The organism is Paramesorhizobium deserti, from assembly GCF_001558695.1.
GTDB classification, from domain to species: Bacteria; Pseudomonadota; Alphaproteobacteria; order Rhizobiales; family Rhizobiaceae; genus Paramesorhizobium; species Paramesorhizobium deserti.
Window position 1 is genome coordinate 84,040 of record NZ_LNTU01000001.1, and the last position, 20,304, is coordinate 104,343.

Genomic DNA, 20,304 nt, shown 5'->3' on the forward strand with positions numbered 1-20,304 from the left:
GATGACCTGCCTGAAATATCAATGCAATAGCTACATAGGCCGGGTCATTGCATCGGGCAATGCTTAAGACGGGAATGAGAACCTAATATTATCGAATTCGGCAGACGATAATTCCGCAATGGAAGAACGAGGGCGAGAGGAAAGACAGGCATGGCCTATTCGACCTATATATTCGATGCCTACGGCACATTGTTCGACGTGCATGCGGCGGTGCGCCGGCATGCCGACAGGATCGGGCCGGACGGGCAATTGCTTTCGGAACTGTGGCGCGCCAAGCAGCTGGAATATTCCTGGGTGCGGACGCTGATGGGGGCATATGCGGATTTCTGGACTCTGACGGAACAGGCGCTGGACTTCGCGCTCGCCAAGGTGCCGAGCGCCGACCGCACCCTGCGCGAAGCCCTGCTCGAAGCCTATTGGCATCTCGACTGCTATCCGGAAGTGCCCGGCGTTCTCAAGGCGCTGAAAGCCCGGGGCGCGCGGCTCGCCATCCTCTCCAACGGCTCGCAAGCCATGCTGGAGGCAGCGGCCAAATCGGCCGCGCTCGATATCGTGCTCGACGAGATCTTTTCGGTGGAGACCATCCGGCGCTTCAAGACGGACCCGGACGTCTATGATCTCGTCACCACCGAATGGAGGCTCTACCCCGATGCGATTTCCTTCCAGTCCTCGAACCGCTGGGATATTGCGGGGGCAACCAAATTCGGCTTCCGGACCGTCTGGATCAACCGCAGCAACCAGCCGGACGAATATTTCGACTATGCGCCCTCGCTGATATTGCCCGACCTGAAACAATTGGCATGACGCGTCGTTCACCGAGAAGTGAACATGCGTCAACGCAAAGCGGTGGCCAGCCTGGATATATCTGTTGCATCAAGGCAACAGCATCGCCGGGGCCATTTTTGCGCCCGATTCCGACCGGCTCGCGGCCATAATCCTCGTGCGATAAGGACGCATTCACAACCCGATTGGTATTCGTTAACCCGAAGAAGCGTATAAAATCCTCCCTCCACAAGTCTGGTTCTAGAATGGAAAATGCTCTTTCTCGCCGCTCGTTCCTGACGGCATTGACCGCCACCGCAGCAGCCGGCCTCTCAGGCTGCACGCAATTGCGCCAGGACATTCCGGTCATCAATGTCGGCTTCGATGGCCGGCCGGTTTCGCCGCGGGCAAGCGTCGATTCCGCCTTTGATCCCTATGCGGCGATGTATGCCGCGGTGGAAGATGAAGGCTATCAGCTGCCGGCCATCCCGATCCAGAAGATGGATAAACAATATCTGCGCCAGATCGTCCGCGACCCGACCGGAGAGCGGCCGGGCACGATCGTGGTCGATACCTCCAACCGCTTCCTCTATCTGGTCCGCGAGGGCGGCGAAGCCATCCGCTACGGCGTCGGCATCGGACGGGAAGGCTTTGCCTGGTCCGGCCGCGCGATCGTCCAGTGGAAGCGCAAATGGCCGACCTGGACGCCGCCGGCCGAGATGATCGCCCGCCAGCCGGAGCTGGCGCAATACAGCGCCGCCAATGGCGGCATGCAGCCGGGCCTCACCAATCCGCTCGGCGCGCGCGCGCTCTATATCTTCAAGGATGGCAAGGATACGCTCTACCGCCTGCACGGCTCGCCGGAATGGTGGTCGATCGGCAAGGCGGTTTCCTCCGGCTGCGTGCGCCTGATCAACCAGGACGTCATCGATCTCTACGACCGGGTTCCGAACAAGACGCCGATCTTGGTGATGTAGTTCGTGTATTGATTTTTAGATGGAAACGCCGGCGGGACAGCGCCCCCCTGCCCTGCCGGGCATCTCCCCCGCAAGGGGGGAGATTAGCCGTTATTGATGATGGCGCTAGTTCTTGCAACGCTGGCGATTAGCGAAAGCGGAACTGATAGCTAATCTCCCCACTTGCGGGGGAGATGGCTGGCAAGCCAGAGGGGGCACTGTCCCGCCGGCGTTTCTTTTAAAGCGCCCTACCGCTTCAAGCTCCCCAGCACCCCGCGCACCAGCGCGCGGCCGAGCGACGAGGCAACGGAGCGCACGACGGATTTCATGGCCGCTTCAGCCACCGTCTGGCGGCCCGAGCGGCGGCTGCCGCCGAGGGCGCTTTCCAGGACGTCGCCCCAGCCGCCGCTGCTTCCGCCCTGGCTCTCTTCTTTCATCTTTTCCTGGACCGAGGCCGCTTCCTGCGCCTTGCGCTGAAGGATTTCATAAGCGGATTCCGGATCGACCGTCTGGTCGTATTGTCCAGCGATCGGGCTCGCGGCGATGACCCTGGCGCGCTCGTCCGGCGTCAGCGGACCGATGCGCGATGCCGGCGGCCGCATCAGCGTGCGCTGGACGATGGAGGGCACGCCCTTGTCCTGCAGGGTCGAGACCAGAGCCTCGCCGGTGCTCAGATTGGTGATCGTCTTGAAGGTGTCGAAATCCGGGTTGGGCCGGAAGGTGTCGGCGGCCGTCTTCACGGCATTGGTCTCGCGCGGGGTATAGGCGCGCAAGGCGTGCTGCACGCGGTTGCCGAGCTGGGCCAGGACGGGATCCGGCACGTCGAGCGGGTTCTGCGTGACGAAATAGACGCCGACGCCCTTCGAACGGATGAGGCGCACCACCTGCTCGACGCGGTCGAGCAGCGCCTTCGGCGCTTCGTTGAAGAGCAGATGCGCCTCGTCGAAGAAGAAGACGAGCCGCGGCTTGTCGGGATCGCCCACCTCGGGCAGTTCCTCGAAGAGCTCCGACATGAGCCAGAGGAGAAACGTCGAATAAAGGCGCGGATTCATCATCAGCTTGTCGGCGGCGAGCACGTTTACGAAGCCGCGCCCGTCCGTGGTGGTGCGCATGAGATCGGCGATCCTCAACGCCGGCTCGCCGAAGAACTTCGTGCCGCCCTGCTGTTCGAGCACCAGGAGCGAGCGCTGGATGGCGCCGACGGAGGTCTTGTTCACATTGCCGTATTTGGTCGAAAGCTCGGCGGCGCGCTCCGCGATATTCGTCAGGAGCGCCTGCAGATCCTTCATGTCGAGGAGGAGCAGCCCCTCCTCGTCGGCGATGCGGAAGGCGATGTTGAGCACGCCTTCCTGCGCATCGGTCAGGTTCATCAGGCGCGAAAGCAGCAACGGGCCCATTTCCGTGATGGTGGCCCGGATCGGATGCCCCTGCTCGCCGAAAATATCCCAGAAGATGGTGGGCGCGGCCGCGAACACATAGGGATCGAGCTTGACCTGCTCGGCCCGCTTCAGAAGAAAATCCTTCGGCTCGCCCTTGGCCGCGATGCCGGAGAGATCGCCCTTGATGTCGGCACAGAAGACCGGCACGCCCGCATCGGAAAAGCCCTGCGCCAGAATCTGGAGGCTGACGGTCTTGCCGGTGCCCGTCGCACCGGTCACGAGGCCATGACGGTTGCCATATGGCAGCAGCAGATATTCCGGCTCCTGATAGCTGTCGTCGGGCTTTCGGCTTGCGCCCAGAAAAATCTTGTCGTCGGCGAGCATGTCTCGTCTTCTCCTCGTTGCATCAACATCCGGAACCAGCGCAGCGTTCCAGAAGCCCTCTTCCGGTATAGTGTGGCTATCCCCGGGGGACAATCATGAATTCGCCGGCCAGACGGTCGGGGCGTAGATTTGGAGCTTTTCCAAAACAGTTTGCCAAAGGGGTTCACTTTTTTATGGAAACGCCAGGCGTGCCCCTCTGGACTGCCGCCCATCTTCCTCGCGAGGGGGAGATTGCTCATGAGTTCCGCTTTCGCCAATCGCCAGCGTTGCAAGAATTAGCGCCATCATCAATGACAGCCAATCTCCCCCCTTGCGGGGAGATGTCCGGCAGGACAGAGGGGGCGCTGTCCCGCCAACACTTGCATCAAAAATGAGCTGTTCTGGCGCCGGGCCTCACCATCTCCGGCGGCACCGAAAAAGTGCCTGCTGAACCGCATGGGACGGCTTGCATTCGTTCGCGCCAAATGCATATTACGTAAACGTCAATTTTCTTTGGAGAGGACCCCATGGACGAACTCGTCGCGCGTATCACTTCCAATGTCGGCATCGACCCCGCCACGGCCACGAAGGCGGTCGGGCTGATCCTCGCCTTCCTGCAGAAGGAAGGCCCAGCGGACAAGGTTTCCGCCCTCATCGCCGCCATTCCGGGCGCGCAGGACGCCATCACCGCGGCCCAGAGCCAGGGCGGCGGCTTCCTCTCCGGCATGATGGGCGGCGTCATGGGTCTCGGCTCGCAACTCATGGGGCTCGGTCTCGGCATGGGCGAGATCTCAGGCGTTTCGAAGGAAACCATCGGATTTGCGCGCGAGAAGGCGGGCTCCGGCCCTGTCGACGAGGTGGTCAATTCCATTCCCGGCCTCAGCCAGTTCGTGTGAGGGCGGCTAGAGTGACGCATTTTCAAATGGGGGCGCGTGCTTCCATTTGAATGTTCCGGAATGGGATCCTCGGGCTGGACCCGAGGATCCCATTCCGGAACATTGCAGCCCCCCAGCGGTCAGACATCAAGGTCATTGATCGGAACAGCTCGCGATTCCACAAACCGGAGCCCGAGTCGACCATTCCGCCTCCCCCTCCCGCCCTATCGGCTTTTGTTTTATTGCGAAGCCGCATGGGAACTCCTAAACTTCATGTGCAGGCATCGCATGGATGGGAGAAGGCATGGACGCGGGCATATTGAGGGAAGCTGGGTTTCCTTCGGTTGATTACGATCGCTGGGTCCAGCTTGCCGAAAAAGCGCTGAAGGGCCTGAGTTACGAGGGGGCGCTGGTTTCGGATACCGATGACGGGATCATCATCGAGCCGCTTTACGGCCGCACCCGCAATGCCGGGCTTGTGCCGCGTGCGCACCCGGACCGCCCCTGGCGAATCATCCAGCGGGCGGACGACCCTGATGCATCCCGCGCCAACCGCCAGTTGATCGAGGATGTCGAAAGCGGCGCGAATGGCGTGGCGCTTATCTTCGAAGGCGCGCAGAACGCCTTCGGCTACGGCCTGCCGGCCAAGCCCGACACGATCAGCCGCCTGTTCGACGGCGTGAAGCTCGACAATCTGCATTTGAGGATCGACGCGCATCCCAACGGCCGCTCCTGCGCCGACTGGTTCGTCGACTATATGCGCTCCCGGCGCATCGATCCGGCGCGCACCACCTTTGCACTCGGCATCGACCCCACCGCGACGCTTGCCTCCGCCGGGTGGCTGCGCATGAGCATCGGGGCCTTGAAAGCCTCCCTGCCGCAGTCGCTCTCCGGCTTCTTCGCCTCCGGCCTGCCGGGCATCGTGCTGGAAGCCGACGGACGCCCCTACCACAATGCGGGGGCGACGGAGGCGCAGGAACTGGGCGCGATGCTGTCGGTCGCCATCGGGCATCTCAGGATGTTCGAGGACGCGCGCCAGCCGATCATCTACGCCGCGCCGCATATCGGCTTCTCCATTTCCGCCGATCAGGACCAGTTCGTCACCATCGCCAAGCTGCGCGCGCTGAGGCGGCTTTGGACACGATTGCAGGAGGCCTGCGGCATCCCGCCCTCTCCCGCCACGATCCATGTCGAAACGTCGATGCGCATGATGGCCGCGCACGACCCCGAGACCAATATATTGCGCACGACGATTGCAACCTTCGCGGCGGCAATCGGCGGCGCGGATACGGTCTCGGTGCTGCCGCATACGATCACCCACGGCCTGCCCGATCCATTCGCACGGCGGCTCGCCCGCAACACGCAACTCATCCTGGCCAGGGAAGCCAATCTCGGCTTCGTCGCCGACCCGGGAGCCGGTTCGGGCGGCATCGAGGCGCTGACGGAGGCGCTCTGCGAGGCGGCGTGGAACGCCTTCCAGGCGCTGGAACGCGAAGGCGGCGTGCTGAAAAGCCTTGTGCATGGCCATTTCCAGGCGCAGATCGCCGAGGCCCGTAAAAAACGCGCGGCAGCCTATCGCGACGGCAAGCGCTCGATCGTCGGCACGACCATCTATCCGCCGAAAGAGGACCGGCCGGTGACGGTGCTCAAGGCTGAACGCAAGGCCCTGCCGAGCGAGGGCGCGGTGCATTGCGAGCCGCTGACCTTCAAGCGCATCGATGAGAGCTTAAGCGAAAATGGGCCGGTGGCGGAGACGGAGGCGGTGCAATGATCCCGGATTTCACCGAAGTCCCCTGGAAAGAGCCGAAGGCGAAGGCGCCGAAGCCTGTTGCCGGAACCTGGACCACGCCCGAGAGCATCAAGGTCAAGCGCGCCTATGGCGAGGCGGATCTGAAATCGCTCTCCTGGCTCGATACCTATCCCGGAACGCCGCCCTTCATCCGCGGCCCCTACCCGACGATGTATATCCAGCAGCCCTGGACGATCCGGCAATATGCGGGGTTCTCCACGGCCGAGGAATCGAACGCCTTCTACCGGCGCAACCTCGCGGCCGGGCAGAAGGGCCTTTCCATCGCGTTCGACCTAGCCACCCATCGCGGCTATGACAGCGACCATCCGCGCGTCGCCGGGGATGTCGGCATGGCGGGGGTGGCCATCGATTCCATCCTCGACATGCGGCAGCTCTTCGATGGCATCCCGCTTGATCAAATGACCGTCTCCATGACCATGAACGGTGCGGTGCTGCCTGTTATGGCGCTCTATATCGTGGCAGCGGAGGAACAGGGCGTCGGCCAGGAGCAGTTGGCCGGGACCATCCAGAACGACATCCTCAAGGAGTTCATGGTCCGCAACACCTATATCTACCCGCCGCAGCCCTCGATGCGGATCGTCTCCGACATCTTCGCCTATACGGCGAAGCACATGCCGAAATTCAATTCGATCTCGATTTCCGGCTATCACATGCAGGAGGCGGGAGCGACCGCCGATCTGGAGCTCGCCTATACGATCGCCGACGGCATCGAATATGCGCGCGCCGGCGTGGCGGCGGGGCTCGACATCGACCGTTTCGCGCCGCGGCTCTCCTTCTTCTGGGCCATCGGCATGAACTTCTTCATGGAGGTCGCCAAGCTGCGTGCAGCCCGCCTCCTCTGGGCGGCGCTGATGAAGAAGAATTTCGACCCCAAGGACGAGCGCTCGCTGTCGCTCCGGACCCATTGCCAGACCTCCGGCTGGTCGCTGACGGCGCAGGACCCCTACAACAACATCATGCGCACCATGGTCGAGGCGATGGCGGCGACGCAAGGCCACACCCAATCGCTGCACACCAACGCCTTTGACGAGGCGCTGGCGCTGCCGACCGACCATTCGGCGCGGATAGCCCGCAACACGCAGCTCATCCTGCAAAAGGAATCCGGCACGACGCGGATCATCGACCCGTGGGGCGGCTCGGCCTATGTCGAGCGTCTGACGCATGATCTGGCCAGGAGGGCGCTCACCCATATCGAAGAGGTGGAGAAGCTCGGCGGCATGGCGAAGGCCATCGAGCAGGGCATCCCGAAGATGCGCATCGAGGAGGCGGCCGCGCGCACCCAGGCGCGCATCGACAGCGGCGAGCAGCCAGTCATCGGCGTCAATGCCTATCGGCCGAGCGAGGAGATCGAGGTCGACGTGCTGAAGGTGGATAATGCGGAAGTCCGCGCCCGCCAGCTTGCCAAGCTGCAGGAACTCAAGGGCACACGCGACGTCGCAAGCGTCGAGACCGCCCTCTCGCAGCTCACCGAGGTGGCGAAATCCGGCGACGGCAATCTCCTGGACTATGCCGTCCGGGCGGCGCGCGCCAAGGCGACGGTCGGCGAGATTTCGCTGGCGCTGGAAAAGGCATTCGGCCGCCATGTCGCCGAAATCCGCACGATCTCCGGCGTCTACCGCAAGGAGATCGGCAAAAGCGAGGTGGTGGACCGGGTGCTGGCGAAAGTGGCGGCTTTCGAGAAGCGCATGGAGGGAAAGCCGCGCGTTCTCGTCGCCAAGATGGGACAGGACGGCCATGACCGCGGGCAGAAGGTGATCGCCACCGCGTTCGGCGATCTCGGCTTCGACGTCGTTGTCGGCGCGATGTTCCAGACGCCGGAGGAAGTGGCCGAACTCGCGGTGACGAGCGGCGTCAATATTCTCGGCGTCTCGTCGCTCGCGGCCGGCCATCTGACGCTGGTGCCGGAACTGAAGGATGCGCTGCGAAAGCGCGGTGGCGACGATATCCTCATCGTCGTCGGCGGCGTCATCCCCCCGCAGGATCACGACGCAGTGCTCAAGGCCGGCGCGACCGCGATCTACCCACCCGGAACCATCATCGGCGAGGCGGCGGAAAATCTGATCGATATTCTGCTGGAGCGGCTATAACTGACTGAGAGAACATTGGGGGCAAGGGGTAAAAAAACGCACGGTGCGGTTGCACTTGTCGTTGCCTGATATATCGTCTTTGCCATACTGAAATTCGTAATGGTTCAAAAGGATATCTTCATGGCAATCAAGGATCTCCTTGGCTTCGAAAAATTCCTGACGCCCGTCTTGGTCAAGATCGTATACTGGCTTGGGGTCATTGGCGTCATCGGCTCAGCCATCGTAACCTTCGCCACCGCTTTTTCGCAAACCGGCGGGGCGTCCCAGATGATCGGGGCCATTCTGATGCTGATCGGGGGCCTGATAGTCTGGCGTGTGCTCTGCGAAAGCACGATCCTGATATTCAGAATCTACGACCGGCTGACCGAAATCCGCGATCAGGGCAGAGCACAACGGTAGCCTTTCTACGGTTCGCCCCCCTCTGTCCTGCCGGACATCTCCCCCGCAAGGGGGGAGATTGGCTTGCATCGATGGCGGCTCTCAATTCTGCAATGGTGGCGATTGGCAAAAGCGAAACTGGTAGCTGATCTCCCCCCTTGCGGGGGAGATGGGCGGCAGCCCAGAGGGGGCGCTGTCCCGCCGACTTTTCTATTTTAACACGAACCACCATTATTCCATTTTAAAGCCTTATCGCCGTAGAGTTCCCATTTCGACGTTCAAGAGAATTTCCATGATCAGGATCTACTGCCTCGATAATGACCATCTGATACTGGTTGAAGAGGAGCCGGGAAGCTCGCTACCCGGCCATGCGCTGTGGATCGACCTGATCAACCCGACGGCGGAAGAGGAAAAAGCGGTCGAAGGATGGCTCGGCGTTGATATACCGACCGACGCGGATATGGCGGAAATCGAGGAATCGAGCCGCTTCTACATGGAAAACGGCGTGCAATACCTGACCGTGCCCATTCTCTATGCCGTGGACAAGGATCATCGAAAGACCGCGCCGGTCTCGTTCGTGCTTACGCCGAGGCTGCTCGTCACGGTACGCTATAGCGAACCCAGGGCGTTCACGATCTATATCGAGCGCGCCATGAAGCCGGGGAACGGCCTCATCGATGCGAAATGCAACGGCCTATCGATCCTGCTCGGCATCGTGGAAGCGGCAACCGACCGGCTGGCCGACATATTGGAAGGCGTGGCGGAAAAAACCGAGGCGGCGTCGCAGTCAATTTTCCATCTGCGGGCCCATGAACGGCCGATGACGAACCAGGACTTCCGCCGGCTGCTGACGCAGATCGGCGGCCAGGGCGCTTTTCTTTCCAAGGTGCGGGAAAGCCTGACCGGCGTCAGCCGGCTGCTCGTCTATGTCACGGCGAACATGCGGGCAAGCGGCGTCGGAAAGGACAAGAGCGCCTGGGTCAAATCGCTGGAGCGGGACGCGCAATCGCTGGAAAACTACGTCGATTTCCTGTCGAACAAGATCAATTTCCTGCTCGATACCGTCGTCGGGCTGATCTCGGTCGAGCAGAACGCCATCATCAAGATCTTCTCGGTCGCCGCGGTCGGCTTCATGCCGCCCACGCTGATCGCCTCGATCTACGGCATGAACTTCCGCTTCATGCCGGAACTGGCGGAAAGCTGGGGCTATCCCATGGCGCTCATCCTGATGGTTATCTCCGCCATCCTACCGCTCGTTTATTTCCGCAGGAAGGGGTGGTTATAGACGGCGCTTGAAAGGGCCAGCCCATTGTTATATCATGCGTTATAACGTTGGAGAAAGGACATGAACGTCACCATCCGCAAAATTGGCAATTCCGAAGGGGTCATCCTGCCGAAGGAAGTGCTCGACCGTCATAACCTGCGGGCGGGAGACACTCTGCTTCTTATCGAGGATGGAGACGAGCTAAAACTGCGCCGCTCTTCCGAAGACCCGGAAGCGTTTGAAAAGAAGATGCAGATCGCCCGCGAGCGCATGAAGAAATACGAGACCGCCTATCGCGTTCTCGCCAGATGATCGACTTCCACTCCCAGGAGTTCGTCGAGGCCCTGCATGTGGAACAGTTGCGGCTCCACGGCGGCGCATCGGGTGTCCGTGACGAAGAAGCCCTGCTTCAATCCGCTCTTGCCCGTCCTGTCCACAAAGAGGCTTACGGAAAAGCCGATCTAAGTGTGCTGGCCGCTGCCTATCTTTTCGGCATCGTGAAAAATCATCCGTTCATCGATGGCAACAAACGTACGAGCTTCGCAGCGGCCGACCTTTTTCTTTATTTCAATGGATACAGCTTCGAAGCCGAACAAGAAGATGTCATTCAGCTTGTTCTCATGGTTGCAGCCGGAGAAATCAACGAGGAAGGAGCGGCGGCCTTTTTCCGTGATCATATCGTCGAAATTGCTCCATAAGAAAATAAAACAATCAGCGGCTACAACGGCTTGTGCAGCAATTGTGCGAGATAGATTCCGTCATGGGTAATCAGCCGATCGCGGTGATTTCCCATTCCTTGTCGTTGACGGCGATGACGTCGCCGACGCCCTTGCCGAAGAGGGCGACCGCGACCGGCGAGACATGGGAAATCTTGCCGTGCGCGGCATCCGCCTCGTCCTCGCCAACGATCTTCCAGGTCTGGACCTTGCCGTCCTCGTTCTCGATCGTGACCGTCATGCCGAAGCGCACCACGTCGCTGTCCGGGTCGGGCACGGAGATTTCCGCCGTTTCGCGGCGCGCCGTCCAATAGCGCAGGTCACGGGCGACGCGGGCGATCGTCTCGCGATCCTCATAGTCATTGGCCTGGTGCAGCTGCTCTTGAAGAGTCGCAACCTCGCTTTCAATCTGCTTCAGCCCTTCCGGCGTGACCAGATTGCGATGGTGACTGATGGGACGCTCGGCAATATCAATGGGAGCGTCGTCCTGCTCCTTCGTGAATGCTCGGCTCATTCCCCAAATCTAGGGCACAAATCCTGGGGCAACAAGGGAAATCTATCCGATTTCAGCCTTTGTCAGCTCTTCCACCGGGGCCACGACACCATAGGGAATGCCGTTCCAGTTCCTCATCTCGCGGGTCGAGTAGCGGTCGAACTTGGCGCAGAGTTCCGGCTCGGAGGCGAAGAGCCGCGAAAGCAGCGCGGCGACCATCGCCTCGGAGGCCCGTGTCGCGCCATCGTCGCATTTGATGGCGAAGCCCAGTCCCAGCTCGGGCACCGCGCCGGCGAAGACGCCTTCCGCTCCCGTCTTCACGAAGACCCGGCCCGGCGCCATGCCCATCAGCATGGTGCAGGCGCGCTTCGTGCCGGCGACATAGAAGGGCTCCGCCATGCAGGCCTCGATCAGGCGCCGGGCGGCTTTCGCCCTTTCCGGGCCGAGCCCGTTGCCGGTGGCCATCCGCGCAAAGCCTTGCGCCAGATTCCTGAGCGGGATCGCATAGGTCGGGATTGAGCAGCCGTCGGTGCCGCAGAGATCGATCGCGTGTGGCGCGCCGGTGACCGCCTCCATGCTCTCGCGCACCATCTCCTGGATCTGCGAGCCGAGCGCGACGTAGCCTTTCGTCTCCAGCCCGCAATGCACGCAGGTGGAGAGGAAGCCGGCATGCTTGCCCGAGCAATTGTTGTGCAGCGGCGTCGGCTCCTTGCCGCTCTTCGCCAGTTCGATCAGGACCGGCTGGTCGAACGGCCAATGCGAACCGCATTCGAGCGCGGAAGCGTCCAGCCCGGCACGCTCGAGCATCGAGGCGGCGCGCGCGACATGCTCCGGCTCGCCGGAATGCGAGGCGCAGGCCATGGCGAGGTCGACATTATCGAAGCCAAAGGCATCCGCCGCGCCAGTCTCGACCAGCGGCAGGGCCTGGATCGCCTTGATCGCCGAGCGGGGAAACACCGGACGGTCGATATCGCCAAGCGAAAACACCGTGCGTCCATCGCCATCGACAACCGCGATCGCCCCGCGATGGCGGCTCTCCACCACCTCGCCCCGAAAAACCTCAACGAGAACCGGATTGGTCATAATGTGCGCTTTCGTATCCAGTGCTTATTCGGAGACCTCTATAGCCGCGATAGGGGAGTAGGGGAATAAGGGAGTAAGGGAGTAGGGGAGCAGGGAAAACATACTCCCCTACTCCCTTACTCCCTTTTTTATTGATTGATCAGTCAATCAAACATAGATTAGAACAATCCCCGAGGAGCGACAGGTATGCCGAAGATCGGAATGGAGCCCATGCGAAGGCGCGAGCTGATCAATGCAGCGATCCGCACGATCGGCCAGCGCGGCTCGCTCGACGTGACCGTGGCGCAGATCGCGCAGGAGGCGGGCGTCTCGCCGGCGCTGGCGCATCATTATTTCGGCGGCAAGGAACAGCTGATGCTTGCCACCATGCGCCATCTCCTGCACGAGCTGGGGCGGGATCTCAGTATCGCGCTGCGCCGGGCTTCCAGCCCACGCGAGCGGATCTCGGCGATCATCGCGGTCAACTTCTCCGCCTCGCAGTTCGCGCCGGAGACGGTCGCCGCATGGCTCACCTTCTATGTGCATGCGCAGCAATCGGCGGAGACGCGGCGGCTTTTGCGCGTCTATGCCCGCAGGCTGCATTCCAATCTCGCCGAGGCGCTGGCCGGGATCACCGGCCGGACGCAAGCGCGGTTCATCGCCGAGGGCGCGGGCGCGCTGATCGACGGGCTCTATATCCGCCACGCACTCGGCGCAGACGCCCCTGATGCCGCCTCGGCGACCGCCCTCGTCGAAGATTACATCGCCACCAAACTCGCAATATCCGGAGCCACCGCATGAGCAGCCGCCTATCCCGCCCGAATATCCTGATCGTGATGGTGGATCAGATGAACGGCACATTGATGCCGGACGGTCCCGCTCCCTTCCTGTATGCGCCGAACCTGAAGGCGCTGGCCGAGCGCTCGGCGCGCTTCGCCAACACCTACACGGCCTCGCCGCTCTGCGCCCCTGCCCGCGCCTCCTTCATGTCCGGGCAACTGCCGTCGCGCACCCGCGTCTATGACAATGCGGCCGAATTCGCCTCCGACATTCCGACCTATGCGCATCATTTGCGCCGGGCCGGCTATTACACCGCGCTTTCCGGCAAGATGCATTTCGTCGGGCCGGATCAGCTGCATGGCTTCGAGGAGCGGCTGACGACCGATATCTATCCCGCCGATTTCGGCTGGACGCCTGACTATCGCAAGCCCGGCGAGCGGATCGACTGGTGGTATCACAATCTCGGCTCCGTCACCGGCGCGGACGTGGCCGAGATCACCAACCAGATGGAATATGACGACGAGGTCGCGTTCCATGCCACGCAGAAGCTCTATCAGCTCGCCCGCCAGTCGGACGATCCGGCGCGGCGGCCCTGGTGCCTTACCGTCTCCTTCACCCATCCACACGATCCTTATGTGGCGCGGCGGAAATATTGGGACCTCTACGAGGGTTCGCTGGCGCTCGACCCCAAGATCGACGCCATCCCCTTCGAAGAGCAGGACCGGCATTCGCAGCGGCTGATGCACGCCTGCGACCACACCAATTTCGACATCACGCCGGAGCATGTCCGCCGCGCGCGGCAGGGCTATTTCGCCAATATCAGCTATATCGACGACAAGCTCGGCGAGATTCTCGAAGTGCTGCGCATGACGCGGATGCTCGACGATACGGTCATCGTCTTCGCCTCCGATCATGGCGACATGCTGGGCGAGCGCGGCATGTGGTTCAAGATGAGCTTCTTCGAGGGCTCGGCCCGCGTACCGCTGATGATCGCCGGGCCTGACATCACTCCGCAGCTGATCGAGGATCCCGTTTCCACGCTCGACATCAACCCGACGCTTGCCGCGCTCGCCGGCATCGACCTCTCGGCCGTCGCGCCCTGGACGGACGGCCAGAACCTGCTGCCACTTCTCGACGGCGCCAGCCGTGTGGGCAGCGTGCCAATGGAATATGCGGCCGAGGGCTCAGAGGCGCCGCTCGTTGCGCTGCGCGCGGGTCGCTACAAGTTCGTCCATTGCGAGATCGATCCGCCGCAACTCTTTGATCTTGAATCCGATCCTCTGGAGCTGACCAACCTCGCCGCCGACCCGGCGCATGGCGATCTTGTGGCGGAATTCAAGGCCAAGATCAAAGCGCGCTGGGACATGGCGGCCTTCGATGCGGCGGTGCGTGAGAGCCAGGCGCGGCGCTGGGTGGTCTATGAGGCGCTACGCAACGGGGCCTACTACCCCTGGGACTACCAGCCCCTGCAGAAGGCGTCGGAACGCTACATGCGCAACCACATGGACTTGAACGTCCTGGAAGAGAACGCCCGCTACCCGCGCGGCGAATGAGGCATCGATGGAAGCGGATTTCGTCATCATCGGCTCTGGCTCGGCGGGCTCGGCTCTCGCCTACCGCCTTTCGGAGAACGGCAAGCACTCGGTGATCGTCATCGAATATGGCGGCACGGATATCGGCCCGTTCATCCAGATGCCGGCCGCCCTTTCCTTCCCGATGAACATGGCGACCTATGATTGGGGCTTCGCCTCGGAGCCGGAGCCGCATTTGGGAGGCCGCAGCCTGGTGACCCCGCGCGGCAAGGTGATCGGCGGCTCCTCCTCGATCAACGGCATGGTCTATGTGCGCGGACACGCCCGCGATTTCGACCATTGGGCGGAGGTGGGCGCGCGCGGCTGGGCCTATGCGGATGTGCTGCCCTATTTCAAGCGCATGGAGAATTCGCATGGCGGCGAAGAAGGCTGGCGCGGCACCGACGGGCCACTGCACGTCCAGCGCGGCAGCCGCAGCAATCCGCTGTTCCATGCCTTCGTGGAGGCAGGCAAGCAGGCGGGCTTTGAGGTCACCGAGGACTATAACGGCTCGAAGCAGGAAGGCTTCGGCGCCATGGAGCAGACGATCTATCGCGGCCGCCGCTGGTCCGCCGCCAATGCCTATCTGAAGCCGGCGCTGAAACGCCAGAATGTGAGTCTTGTCAGGGCGTTGGCGCGCAGGATTGTCATCGAGAATCAACGCGCGACGGGCGTCGAGATTCAGCGGGGCTCGAAAATCGAGACCATCAAGGCGCGGCGCGAGGTGGTTATCTCAGCCTCCTCGATCAACTCGCCGAAGCTGCTGATGCTTTCCGGCATCGGCCCCGCCGCGCATCTCAAGCAACACGGCATCGAAGTGATCGCCGACCGTCCCGGCGTCGGCCAGAACCTGCAGGACCATCTGGAGGTCTATATCCAGCAGGAGTGCGTCCAGCCGATCACGCTCTATTCCAAGCTCAACCTTTTCTCCAAGGCGCGGATCGGCGCGGAATGGCTGTTCTTCAAGACCGGCGACGGGGCGACCAATCATTTCGAGAGCACCGCCTTCCTGCGCTCGAAACCGGGCGTCGAATATCCGGATATTCAATATCATTTCCTGCCTGTCGCAATCCGCTATGACGGCAAGGCGGCCGCGGAAAGCCACGGCTTCCAGACGCATGTCGGGCCGATGCGCTCGAAATCGCGCGGCTCGGTGGCCTTGCGTTCCGCCGACCCGCTGGAGAAGCCGAAGATAGTCTTCAACTACATGTCGCATGAGGATGATTGGGCGGAGTTCCGCCATTGCGTGCGGTTGACACGGGAGATATTCGGGCAGCACGCCTTCGATCCCTATCGCGGGCGCGAAATCCAGCCGGGCGAGAGCGTGCAAACGGATGAGGAGATCGATGATTTCATCCGCGCGCATGCGGAAAGCGCGTTCCATCCCTGCGGCACAGCCAGGATGGGGGCGAAGGACGATCCATTCGCTGTCGTTGATCCCGAATGCCGGGTCATTGGCGTCGAGGGCTTGCGTGTGGCGGATTCCTCGATCTTCCCGCGCATCACCAATGGCAATCTGAACGCCCCCTCCATCATGACCGGCGAAAAGGCGGCGGATCATATTCTGGGGGTGGAGCCGTTGCCGCGGTCAAATCAAGAACCGTGGATCAATCCGCACTGGCAGGTTTCGGACAGATGAAAGTCCATGCTCACCCCCCTCTGCCCTGCCGGGCATCTCCCCCTCAAGGGGGGAGATTGGCTTGCAGCAACGACGGCCTCCATCCTCTACTGTCTGCGATTGGCAGCAGCGCAAATGAGAGCGTAATCTCCCCCCTTGAGGGGGAGATGTCCGGCAGGACAGAGGGGGGTCCTACAACAGCTAATTTCCAAATCGCAGGAACACCCTAACCCATGCGCGCACAACCCAAGGCATCGCACTTCATCAACGGCGAATTCGTGGAGGACAAGGCGGGCAAGCCGCTGCCGGTCATCTACCCGGCGACGGGCGAGGAAATCGCAAAGCTGCATTCCGCCACGCCGGCCATTATCAAACAGGCAGTGCAGGCCGCCGCACATGCGCAAGGGGCATGGGCGGCGCTGAAGCCAGTCGAGCGCGGGCGCATTCTTCGGCGCACGGCGGAAATCCTGCGCGAGAAGAACAGGCAGCTTTCGGAGCTCGAAACGCTCGATACCGGCAAGGCGCTCCAGGAGACGCTGGTGGCGGATGCGGCCTCCGCGGCGGATGCGCTGGAATTTTTCGGCGGCATCATCGCCGGCTTCAACGGCGAGTTCGTCGAGCTGGGCGGCTCCTTCGCCTATACGCGGCGCGAGCCGCTGGGGGTCTGCGTCGGCATCGGCGCGTGGAACTATCCGATCCAGATCGCGGCATGGAAATCCGCCCCGGCGCTCGCCATGGGCAACGCCTTCATCTTCAAGCCTTCCGAGAACACGCCGCTTTCGGCGCTGGCGCTGGCGGAAGCCTATAAAGAGGCTGGGCTGCCGGATGGGCTTTTCAATGTCGTGCAGGGTTTCGGCGATGTCGGCGCGGCGCTGGTCGATCACCCTGATGTGGCCAAGGTTTCGCTCACCGGCTCTGTGCCGACGGGCAAGCGCATCATGGCCCAGGCCGGGGCCCATCTGAAGCATGTCACGATGGAGCTTGGCGGCAAGTCGCCGCTGATCGTCTTTGACGATGCCGATCTCGAAAGCGCCATTGGCGGCGCGATGCTCGGCAATTTCTATTCCACCGGGCAGATCTGCTCGAACGGCACCCGCGTTTTCGTGCATGAGAATATCCGCGAGCGCTTCGTCGAGCGGCTTGTCGAGCGCACGCGCACCATCCGCATCGGCGACCCCATGGATGAGGCGACGCAGATGGGGCCACTGGTCAGCGCCGCCCAGCGCGACAAGGTTCTCTCCTATATCGAGAAGGGCAAGGCAGAGGGCGCGACGCTTGCCTGCGGCGGGGCCAAGCCGCATTTGCAGGGCTTCGAGAAGGGCTTCTTCATCGAGCCGACCGTCTTCACCGCCGTGACCGACGGGATGACCATCGCGCGGGAGGAAATCTTCGGGCCTGTCATGAGCATCCTCGACTTTTCCGATGAGGACGAGGTGATCGCGCGCGCCAACGACACGGAGTTCGGCCTTGCGGCCGGTGTATTCACCGGCGACCTCCAGCGCGGCCATCGCGTCATTGGCCAGATCAAGGCGGGCACCTGCTGGATCAACGCCTATAACCTCACCCCGGTGGAAGTGCCCTTCGGCGGCTACAAGCAATCCGGCATCGGGCGCGAAAACGGCATCGCCGCGCTCTCCCACTACAGCCAGATCAAGACGGTGTATGTGGAGATGGGGCGGGTGGAAAGTCCGTATTGAGAGGGGAGTAAGGGAATAGGGGAATAAGGGAGTAGGACGACATATTCCCCTACTCCCCTACTCCCCTACTCCGCTACTCCCTTCCACCCACACCCTCACACTCGCCGCCCTCCCCGCCGCGTCGATCACCGTCAGCGTCGAATAGCCGGCGCCGTCGGGCGTCCAGGCGGCGGTGCGGCGGCGGGAGGCTTCAGGCAGCGGCCTGCCATTGGCGAGCCAGCGGAACGGCGCGCGGCCGCCCTGCAATTTCAGCACCAAAGGTGATATTTCGCCCGCCCCGCCGCCCATCAACTCGACCCGGGCGCCTTCCGGCGGGTAGACGATCTGCGGTGCCGGCTCGGTTGCATTCGCAGTGACGAGTTGGCCGGGCGAGAAGCGGCGCAGGCTCGGCGGCAGCTCGGAACGCGCGACGCGGACCGCGCCGGCCGGCGCACGCGGCAGCGGCGTGATGGGAAGACCGGATTTGGCAAAGCCTTCGAAGAGGATGGGGGCTGCAGAGCCATAGCCGGTCAGCCCCGGCACGGCGGCATTGTCCGCCCGACCGACCCAGACGCCCAGCACATGACGCCCATCGAAGCCGACCGACCACGCATCGCGGTAGCCATAGCTCGTGCCGGTCTTATAGGCGATGCCACGCCTGGCAGCACCCTGCGGCGGCTGGACGCCGGAGAGGATGTCGGCGATCTGCCAGGCGGCGGCGGGGGTGAGGAGGGTTTGTTCGACAGCGCTATTTCCTATTTGCTGAAATGGAAATGCTGGCTCCAGGCGCCCCCCTCTGTCCTGCCGGACATCTCCCCCGCAAGGGGGGAGATTGGCTGGCAGGACAGAGGGGGGCGCTGTCCCGCCAACCTTTAGATATGAGGAGCACTCCACCCCATCCCGCAGCCGCACCACCTTCCCGCCATTCGCCAGCCCGGCGTAAAGCTGCACCAGGTCCCTCAATGTCAGCCCCACCCCGCCGAGCCCGATAGCCAAACCCGGCGCCTCGCCCGGCGGCAGTTTCGCATTTACCGCTGCCCGCCGGAAGCGCACCATGAGCCGCATCGGCCCGACGGCATCGAGAAGCCGGACGGCGGGGACGTTGAGCGAGAGTTGCAGAGCCTCGCGGATGCTGACATCGCCCTGATAGCTCATGTCGAAATTGCGCGGCCGGTAGCCGGAGAAGCTGGCGGGGCGATCCTCGATGATCGTCTCCTGGCGGACAAGGCCATCCTCGAAGGCGAGGCCGTAGATGAAGGGCTTCAGCGTCGAACCGGGCGAACGGGAAATCTTCGTCATATCGATCCAGCCGGAACGGCTGTTGTCGAAATAATCGGCCGATCCCACCTCCCCCAGGATCTCGCCGGTGCCAGCATCGGCAAGCACCATGGCGACGGAGAGTTTGGGGCCGAGATGCGCGGCGGCCGCCTTCGCGACATTTTCCAGCCCCTCTTGGACATTGCGGTCAAGCGTCACCCGATGCTGCCGTACGCCCAAGTTCGCCCGCAGCGCGGCGTCCGCCAGATGGGGGCCAAGCGCCGGCAGGGCTCGACGGGTCGACGGCACAGTTTCGGCCGAGGCGCGCTGGATTTCGCCGGCGTCGATCGTTTCCGTCGAGGCCATCCGCTCCAGCACCCGGTCGCGCGCGGCGCGGGCACCGGCCAGGTTGCGGTCGGGACGTCGCCTTTCCGGCAATTGCGGCAGGGCGACCAGAAGTGCTGCCTGGGCGAGCGTCAGCCGGCGCGGTTCCTTGCCGAACCAGGCAAGGCTTGCCGCGCGCACGCCCTCCAGATTGCCGCCATAGGGCGCAAGCGTGAGATACAATTCAAGGATTTCCCGCTTGCTCAGGCGACGCTCGATCTGGATGGCGCGCGCCATCTGCCGGAGCTTCGCGGTGATGCTGCGCTCAGCCCTGGGTTCGATCAGCCTTGCAAGCTGCATGGAAAGGGTGGAGCCGCCGGAGACGATGCGGCCGTTCGCGATGAGCTGGCCTGCGGCGCGCAAGAGCGCCAAGGGGTCGATGCCGTGGTGGGTCCAGAAACGGCGATCCTCATAGGCGACGAGCATCTTGACGAAGCGCGGATCGACATCCCCGATTTCGGTTTTCAGCCGCCAGCGCCCATCCCTGGTGGCGAAGGCCCGGAGCAGCTGGCCGTTGCGGTCCACCACTTCCGTTGAGACGGATTTGGCGGTTTCGAGCGGCGGCGGGTAGAGCCGGTCGAGAGTGAGGAGAGTGGCTGCCGTGGCACCCATGGCAGCGGCAAGTGCCGCGGCGGTCAGAACTATGGTTTTGGCGCGGCTCATTCAGGCGGCAACGCTGGCGGGACAGCGCCCCCTCCGGTGCTCACCCCCCTCTGCCCTGCCGGGCATCTCCCCCTCAAGGGGGGAGATTGGCTGACACGACCCATGGTGCCCATCCCGCAAGGTTTGCGATTGGGTGCCAGAAGGTCATGACGGCGTAATCTCCCCCCTTGAGGGGGAGATGGCCGGCAGGCCAGAGGGGGGTGGTCAGCA

The 20,304-nt window shown here is 62.8% G+C and carries 17 protein-coding genes; 13 read left to right on the forward strand and 4 right to left on the reverse strand.

Features of this window, described 5'->3' with window-relative positions; translation table 11 throughout:
• Positions 1-150 precede the first annotated feature (150 nt).
• Positions 151-804: a haloacid dehalogenase type II gene (locus ATN84_RS00405; protein WP_068879570.1), complete on the forward strand. Its 654-nt coding sequence runs from the start codon at positions 151-153 to the stop codon at positions 802-804.
• A gap of 224 nt (positions 805-1,028) precedes the next feature.
• On the forward strand, positions 1,029-1,739 hold the full coding sequence (locus ATN84_RS00410) for a L,D-transpeptidase (RefSeq protein WP_068879571.1): 711 nt from the start codon (positions 1,029-1,031) through the stop codon (positions 1,737-1,739).
• A gap of 227 nt (positions 1,740-1,966) precedes the next feature.
• On the opposite strand, the gene ATN84_RS00415 is transcribed toward ATN84_RS00410, so the two are convergent.
• Positions 1,967-3,481, reverse strand: coding sequence for a helicase HerA-like C-terminal domain-containing protein (locus tag ATN84_RS00415; protein ID WP_068879572.1), 1,515 nt, complete (start codon positions 3,479-3,481; stop codon positions 1,967-1,969).
• A gap of 506 nt (positions 3,482-3,987) precedes the next feature.
• Between ATN84_RS00415 and ATN84_RS00420 the strand changes: the two genes are divergently transcribed.
• From ATN84_RS00420 to ATN84_RS00450, 7 genes are all read left to right on the forward strand, one after another.
• Positions 3,988-4,356, forward strand: a complete 369-nt coding sequence (locus ATN84_RS00420) for a hypothetical protein (protein ID WP_068879573.1) — start codon at positions 3,988-3,990, stop codon at positions 4,354-4,356.
• A gap of 283 nt (positions 4,357-4,639) precedes the next feature.
• The gene (locus ATN84_RS00425; protein ID WP_068879574.1) at positions 4,640-6,106 is read left to right on the forward strand and encodes a methylmalonyl-CoA mutase subunit beta; all 1,467 of its coding nucleotides are present in this window, start codon (positions 4,640-4,642) and stop codon (positions 6,104-6,106) included.
• The gene (gene scpA, locus ATN84_RS00430; protein ID WP_068879575.1) at positions 6,103-8,232 is read left to right on the forward strand and encodes a methylmalonyl-CoA mutase; all 2,130 of its coding nucleotides are present in this window, start codon (positions 6,103-6,105) and stop codon (positions 8,230-8,232) included. The genes ATN84_RS00425 and scpA overlap by 4 nt, the downstream gene beginning before the upstream one ends.
• Before the next feature lie 120 nt (positions 8,233-8,352).
• Positions 8,353-8,631, forward strand: coding sequence for a DUF4282 domain-containing protein (locus tag ATN84_RS00435; protein ID WP_161939545.1), 279 nt, complete (start codon positions 8,353-8,355; stop codon positions 8,629-8,631).
• A 271-nt stretch (positions 8,632-8,902) separates the two neighbouring features.
• Complete coding sequence (locus ATN84_RS00440) at positions 8,903-9,895, forward strand: magnesium transporter CorA family protein (protein WP_068879577.1); 993 nt, start codon at positions 8,903-8,905, stop codon at positions 9,893-9,895.
• Positions 9,896-9,955: 60 nt separating this feature from the next.
• A complete protein-coding gene (locus ATN84_RS00445; protein ID WP_068879578.1) occupies positions 9,956-10,186 on the forward strand; it encodes an AbrB/MazE/SpoVT family DNA-binding domain-containing protein in 231 nt (76 codons plus the stop codon).
• Positions 10,183-10,572: a type II toxin-antitoxin system death-on-curing family toxin gene (locus tag ATN84_RS00450; protein ID WP_068879579.1), complete on the forward strand. Its 390-nt coding sequence runs from the start codon at positions 10,183-10,185 to the stop codon at positions 10,570-10,572. The genes ATN84_RS00445 and ATN84_RS00450 overlap by 4 nt, the downstream gene beginning before the upstream one ends.
• A 70-nt stretch (positions 10,573-10,642) precedes the next feature.
• On the opposite strand, the gene greA is transcribed toward ATN84_RS00450, so the two are convergent.
• A complete protein-coding gene (gene greA, locus ATN84_RS00455) occupies positions 10,643-11,104 on the reverse strand; it encodes a transcription elongation factor GreA (protein WP_068879580.1) in 462 nt (153 codons plus the stop codon).
• Between the two features lie 42 nt (positions 11,105-11,146).
• On the reverse strand, positions 11,147-12,169 hold the full coding sequence (locus tag ATN84_RS00460; RefSeq protein ID WP_068879581.1) for an asparaginase: 1,023 nt from the start codon (positions 12,167-12,169) through the stop codon (positions 11,147-11,149).
• Positions 12,170-12,352: 183 nt separating this feature from the next.
• On the opposite strand from ATN84_RS00460, the gene betI reads away from it, so the two are divergent.
• The 4 genes from betI to betB all read left to right on the forward strand — a co-directional run bounded on the left by betI (position 12,353) and on the right by betB (position 17,811).
• Positions 12,353-12,946, forward strand: coding sequence for a transcriptional regulator BetI (gene betI, locus ATN84_RS00465; protein WP_068879582.1), 594 nt, complete (start codon positions 12,353-12,355; stop codon positions 12,944-12,946).
• Positions 12,943-14,478: a choline-sulfatase gene (gene betC / locus ATN84_RS00470; protein ID WP_068879583.1), complete on the forward strand. Its 1,536-nt coding sequence runs from the start codon at positions 12,943-12,945 to the stop codon at positions 14,476-14,478. The genes betI and betC overlap by 4 nt, the downstream gene beginning before the upstream one ends.
• Positions 14,479-14,485: 7 nt before the next feature.
• Positions 14,486-16,135 carry a choline dehydrogenase gene (gene betA, locus ATN84_RS00475; protein ID WP_068879584.1) on the forward strand — a complete coding sequence of 550 codons (1,650 nt, stop codon included), beginning with the start codon at positions 14,486-14,488 and terminating at the stop codon, positions 16,133-16,135.
• A 212-nt stretch (positions 16,136-16,347) separates the two neighbouring features.
• Positions 16,348-17,811: a betaine-aldehyde dehydrogenase gene (gene betB, locus ATN84_RS00480; protein WP_068879585.1), complete on the forward strand. Its 1,464-nt coding sequence runs from the start codon at positions 16,348-16,350 to the stop codon at positions 17,809-17,811.
• A 57-nt stretch (positions 17,812-17,868) separates the two neighbouring features.
• On the opposite strand, the gene pbpC is transcribed toward betB, so the two are convergent.
• A complete protein-coding gene (gene pbpC / locus ATN84_RS00485; RefSeq protein WP_068879586.1) occupies positions 17,869-20,094 on the reverse strand; it encodes a penicillin-binding protein 1C in 2,226 nt (741 codons plus the stop codon).
• Positions 20,095-20,304 lie beyond the last annotated feature (210 nt).

Excerpts from the sequence above, each read along its gene's own strand:
- ATN84_RS00405 (WP_068879570.1), top strand. The coding sequence starts at position 151 with ATGGCCTATTCGACCTATATATTCGATGCCTACGGCACATTGTTCGAC.
- ATN84_RS00410 (WP_068879571.1), top strand. The coding sequence starts at position 1,029 with ATGGAAAATGCTCTTTCTCGCCGCTCGTTCCTGACGGCATTGACCGCC.
- ATN84_RS00415 (WP_068879572.1), bottom strand. The coding sequence starts at position 3,481 with ATGCTCGCCGACGACAAGATTTTTCTGGGCGCAAGCCGAAAGCCCGAC.
- ATN84_RS00420 (WP_068879573.1), top strand. The coding sequence starts at position 3,988 with ATGGACGAACTCGTCGCGCGTATCACTTCCAATGTCGGCATCGACCCC.
- ATN84_RS00425 (WP_068879574.1), top strand. The coding sequence starts at position 4,640 with ATGGACGCGGGCATATTGAGGGAAGCTGGGTTTCCTTCGGTTGATTAC.
- scpA (WP_068879575.1), top strand. The coding sequence starts at position 6,103 with ATGATCCCGGATTTCACCGAAGTCCCCTGGAAAGAGCCGAAGGCGAAG.
- ATN84_RS00435 (WP_161939545.1), top strand. The coding sequence starts at position 8,353 with ATGGCAATCAAGGATCTCCTTGGCTTCGAAAAATTCCTGACGCCCGTC.
- ATN84_RS00440 (WP_068879577.1), top strand. The coding sequence starts at position 8,903 with ATGATCAGGATCTACTGCCTCGATAATGACCATCTGATACTGGTTGAA.
- ATN84_RS00445 (WP_068879578.1), top strand. The coding sequence starts at position 9,956 with ATGAACGTCACCATCCGCAAAATTGGCAATTCCGAAGGGGTCATCCTG.
- ATN84_RS00450 (WP_068879579.1), top strand. The coding sequence starts at position 10,183 with ATGATCGACTTCCACTCCCAGGAGTTCGTCGAGGCCCTGCATGTGGAA.
- greA (WP_068879580.1), bottom strand. The coding sequence starts at position 11,104 with ATGAGCCGAGCATTCACGAAGGAGCAGGACGACGCTCCCATTGATATT.
- betI (WP_068879582.1), top strand. The coding sequence starts at position 12,353 with ATGCCGAAGATCGGAATGGAGCCCATGCGAAGGCGCGAGCTGATCAAT.
- betC (WP_068879583.1), top strand. The coding sequence starts at position 12,943 with ATGAGCAGCCGCCTATCCCGCCCGAATATCCTGATCGTGATGGTGGAT.
- betA (WP_068879584.1), top strand. The coding sequence starts at position 14,486 with ATGGAAGCGGATTTCGTCATCATCGGCTCTGGCTCGGCGGGCTCGGCT.
- betB (WP_068879585.1), top strand. The coding sequence starts at position 16,348 with ATGCGCGCACAACCCAAGGCATCGCACTTCATCAACGGCGAATTCGTG.
- pbpC (WP_068879586.1), bottom strand. The coding sequence starts at position 20,094 with ATGAGCCGCGCCAAAACCATAGTTCTGACCGCCGCGGCACTTGCCGCT.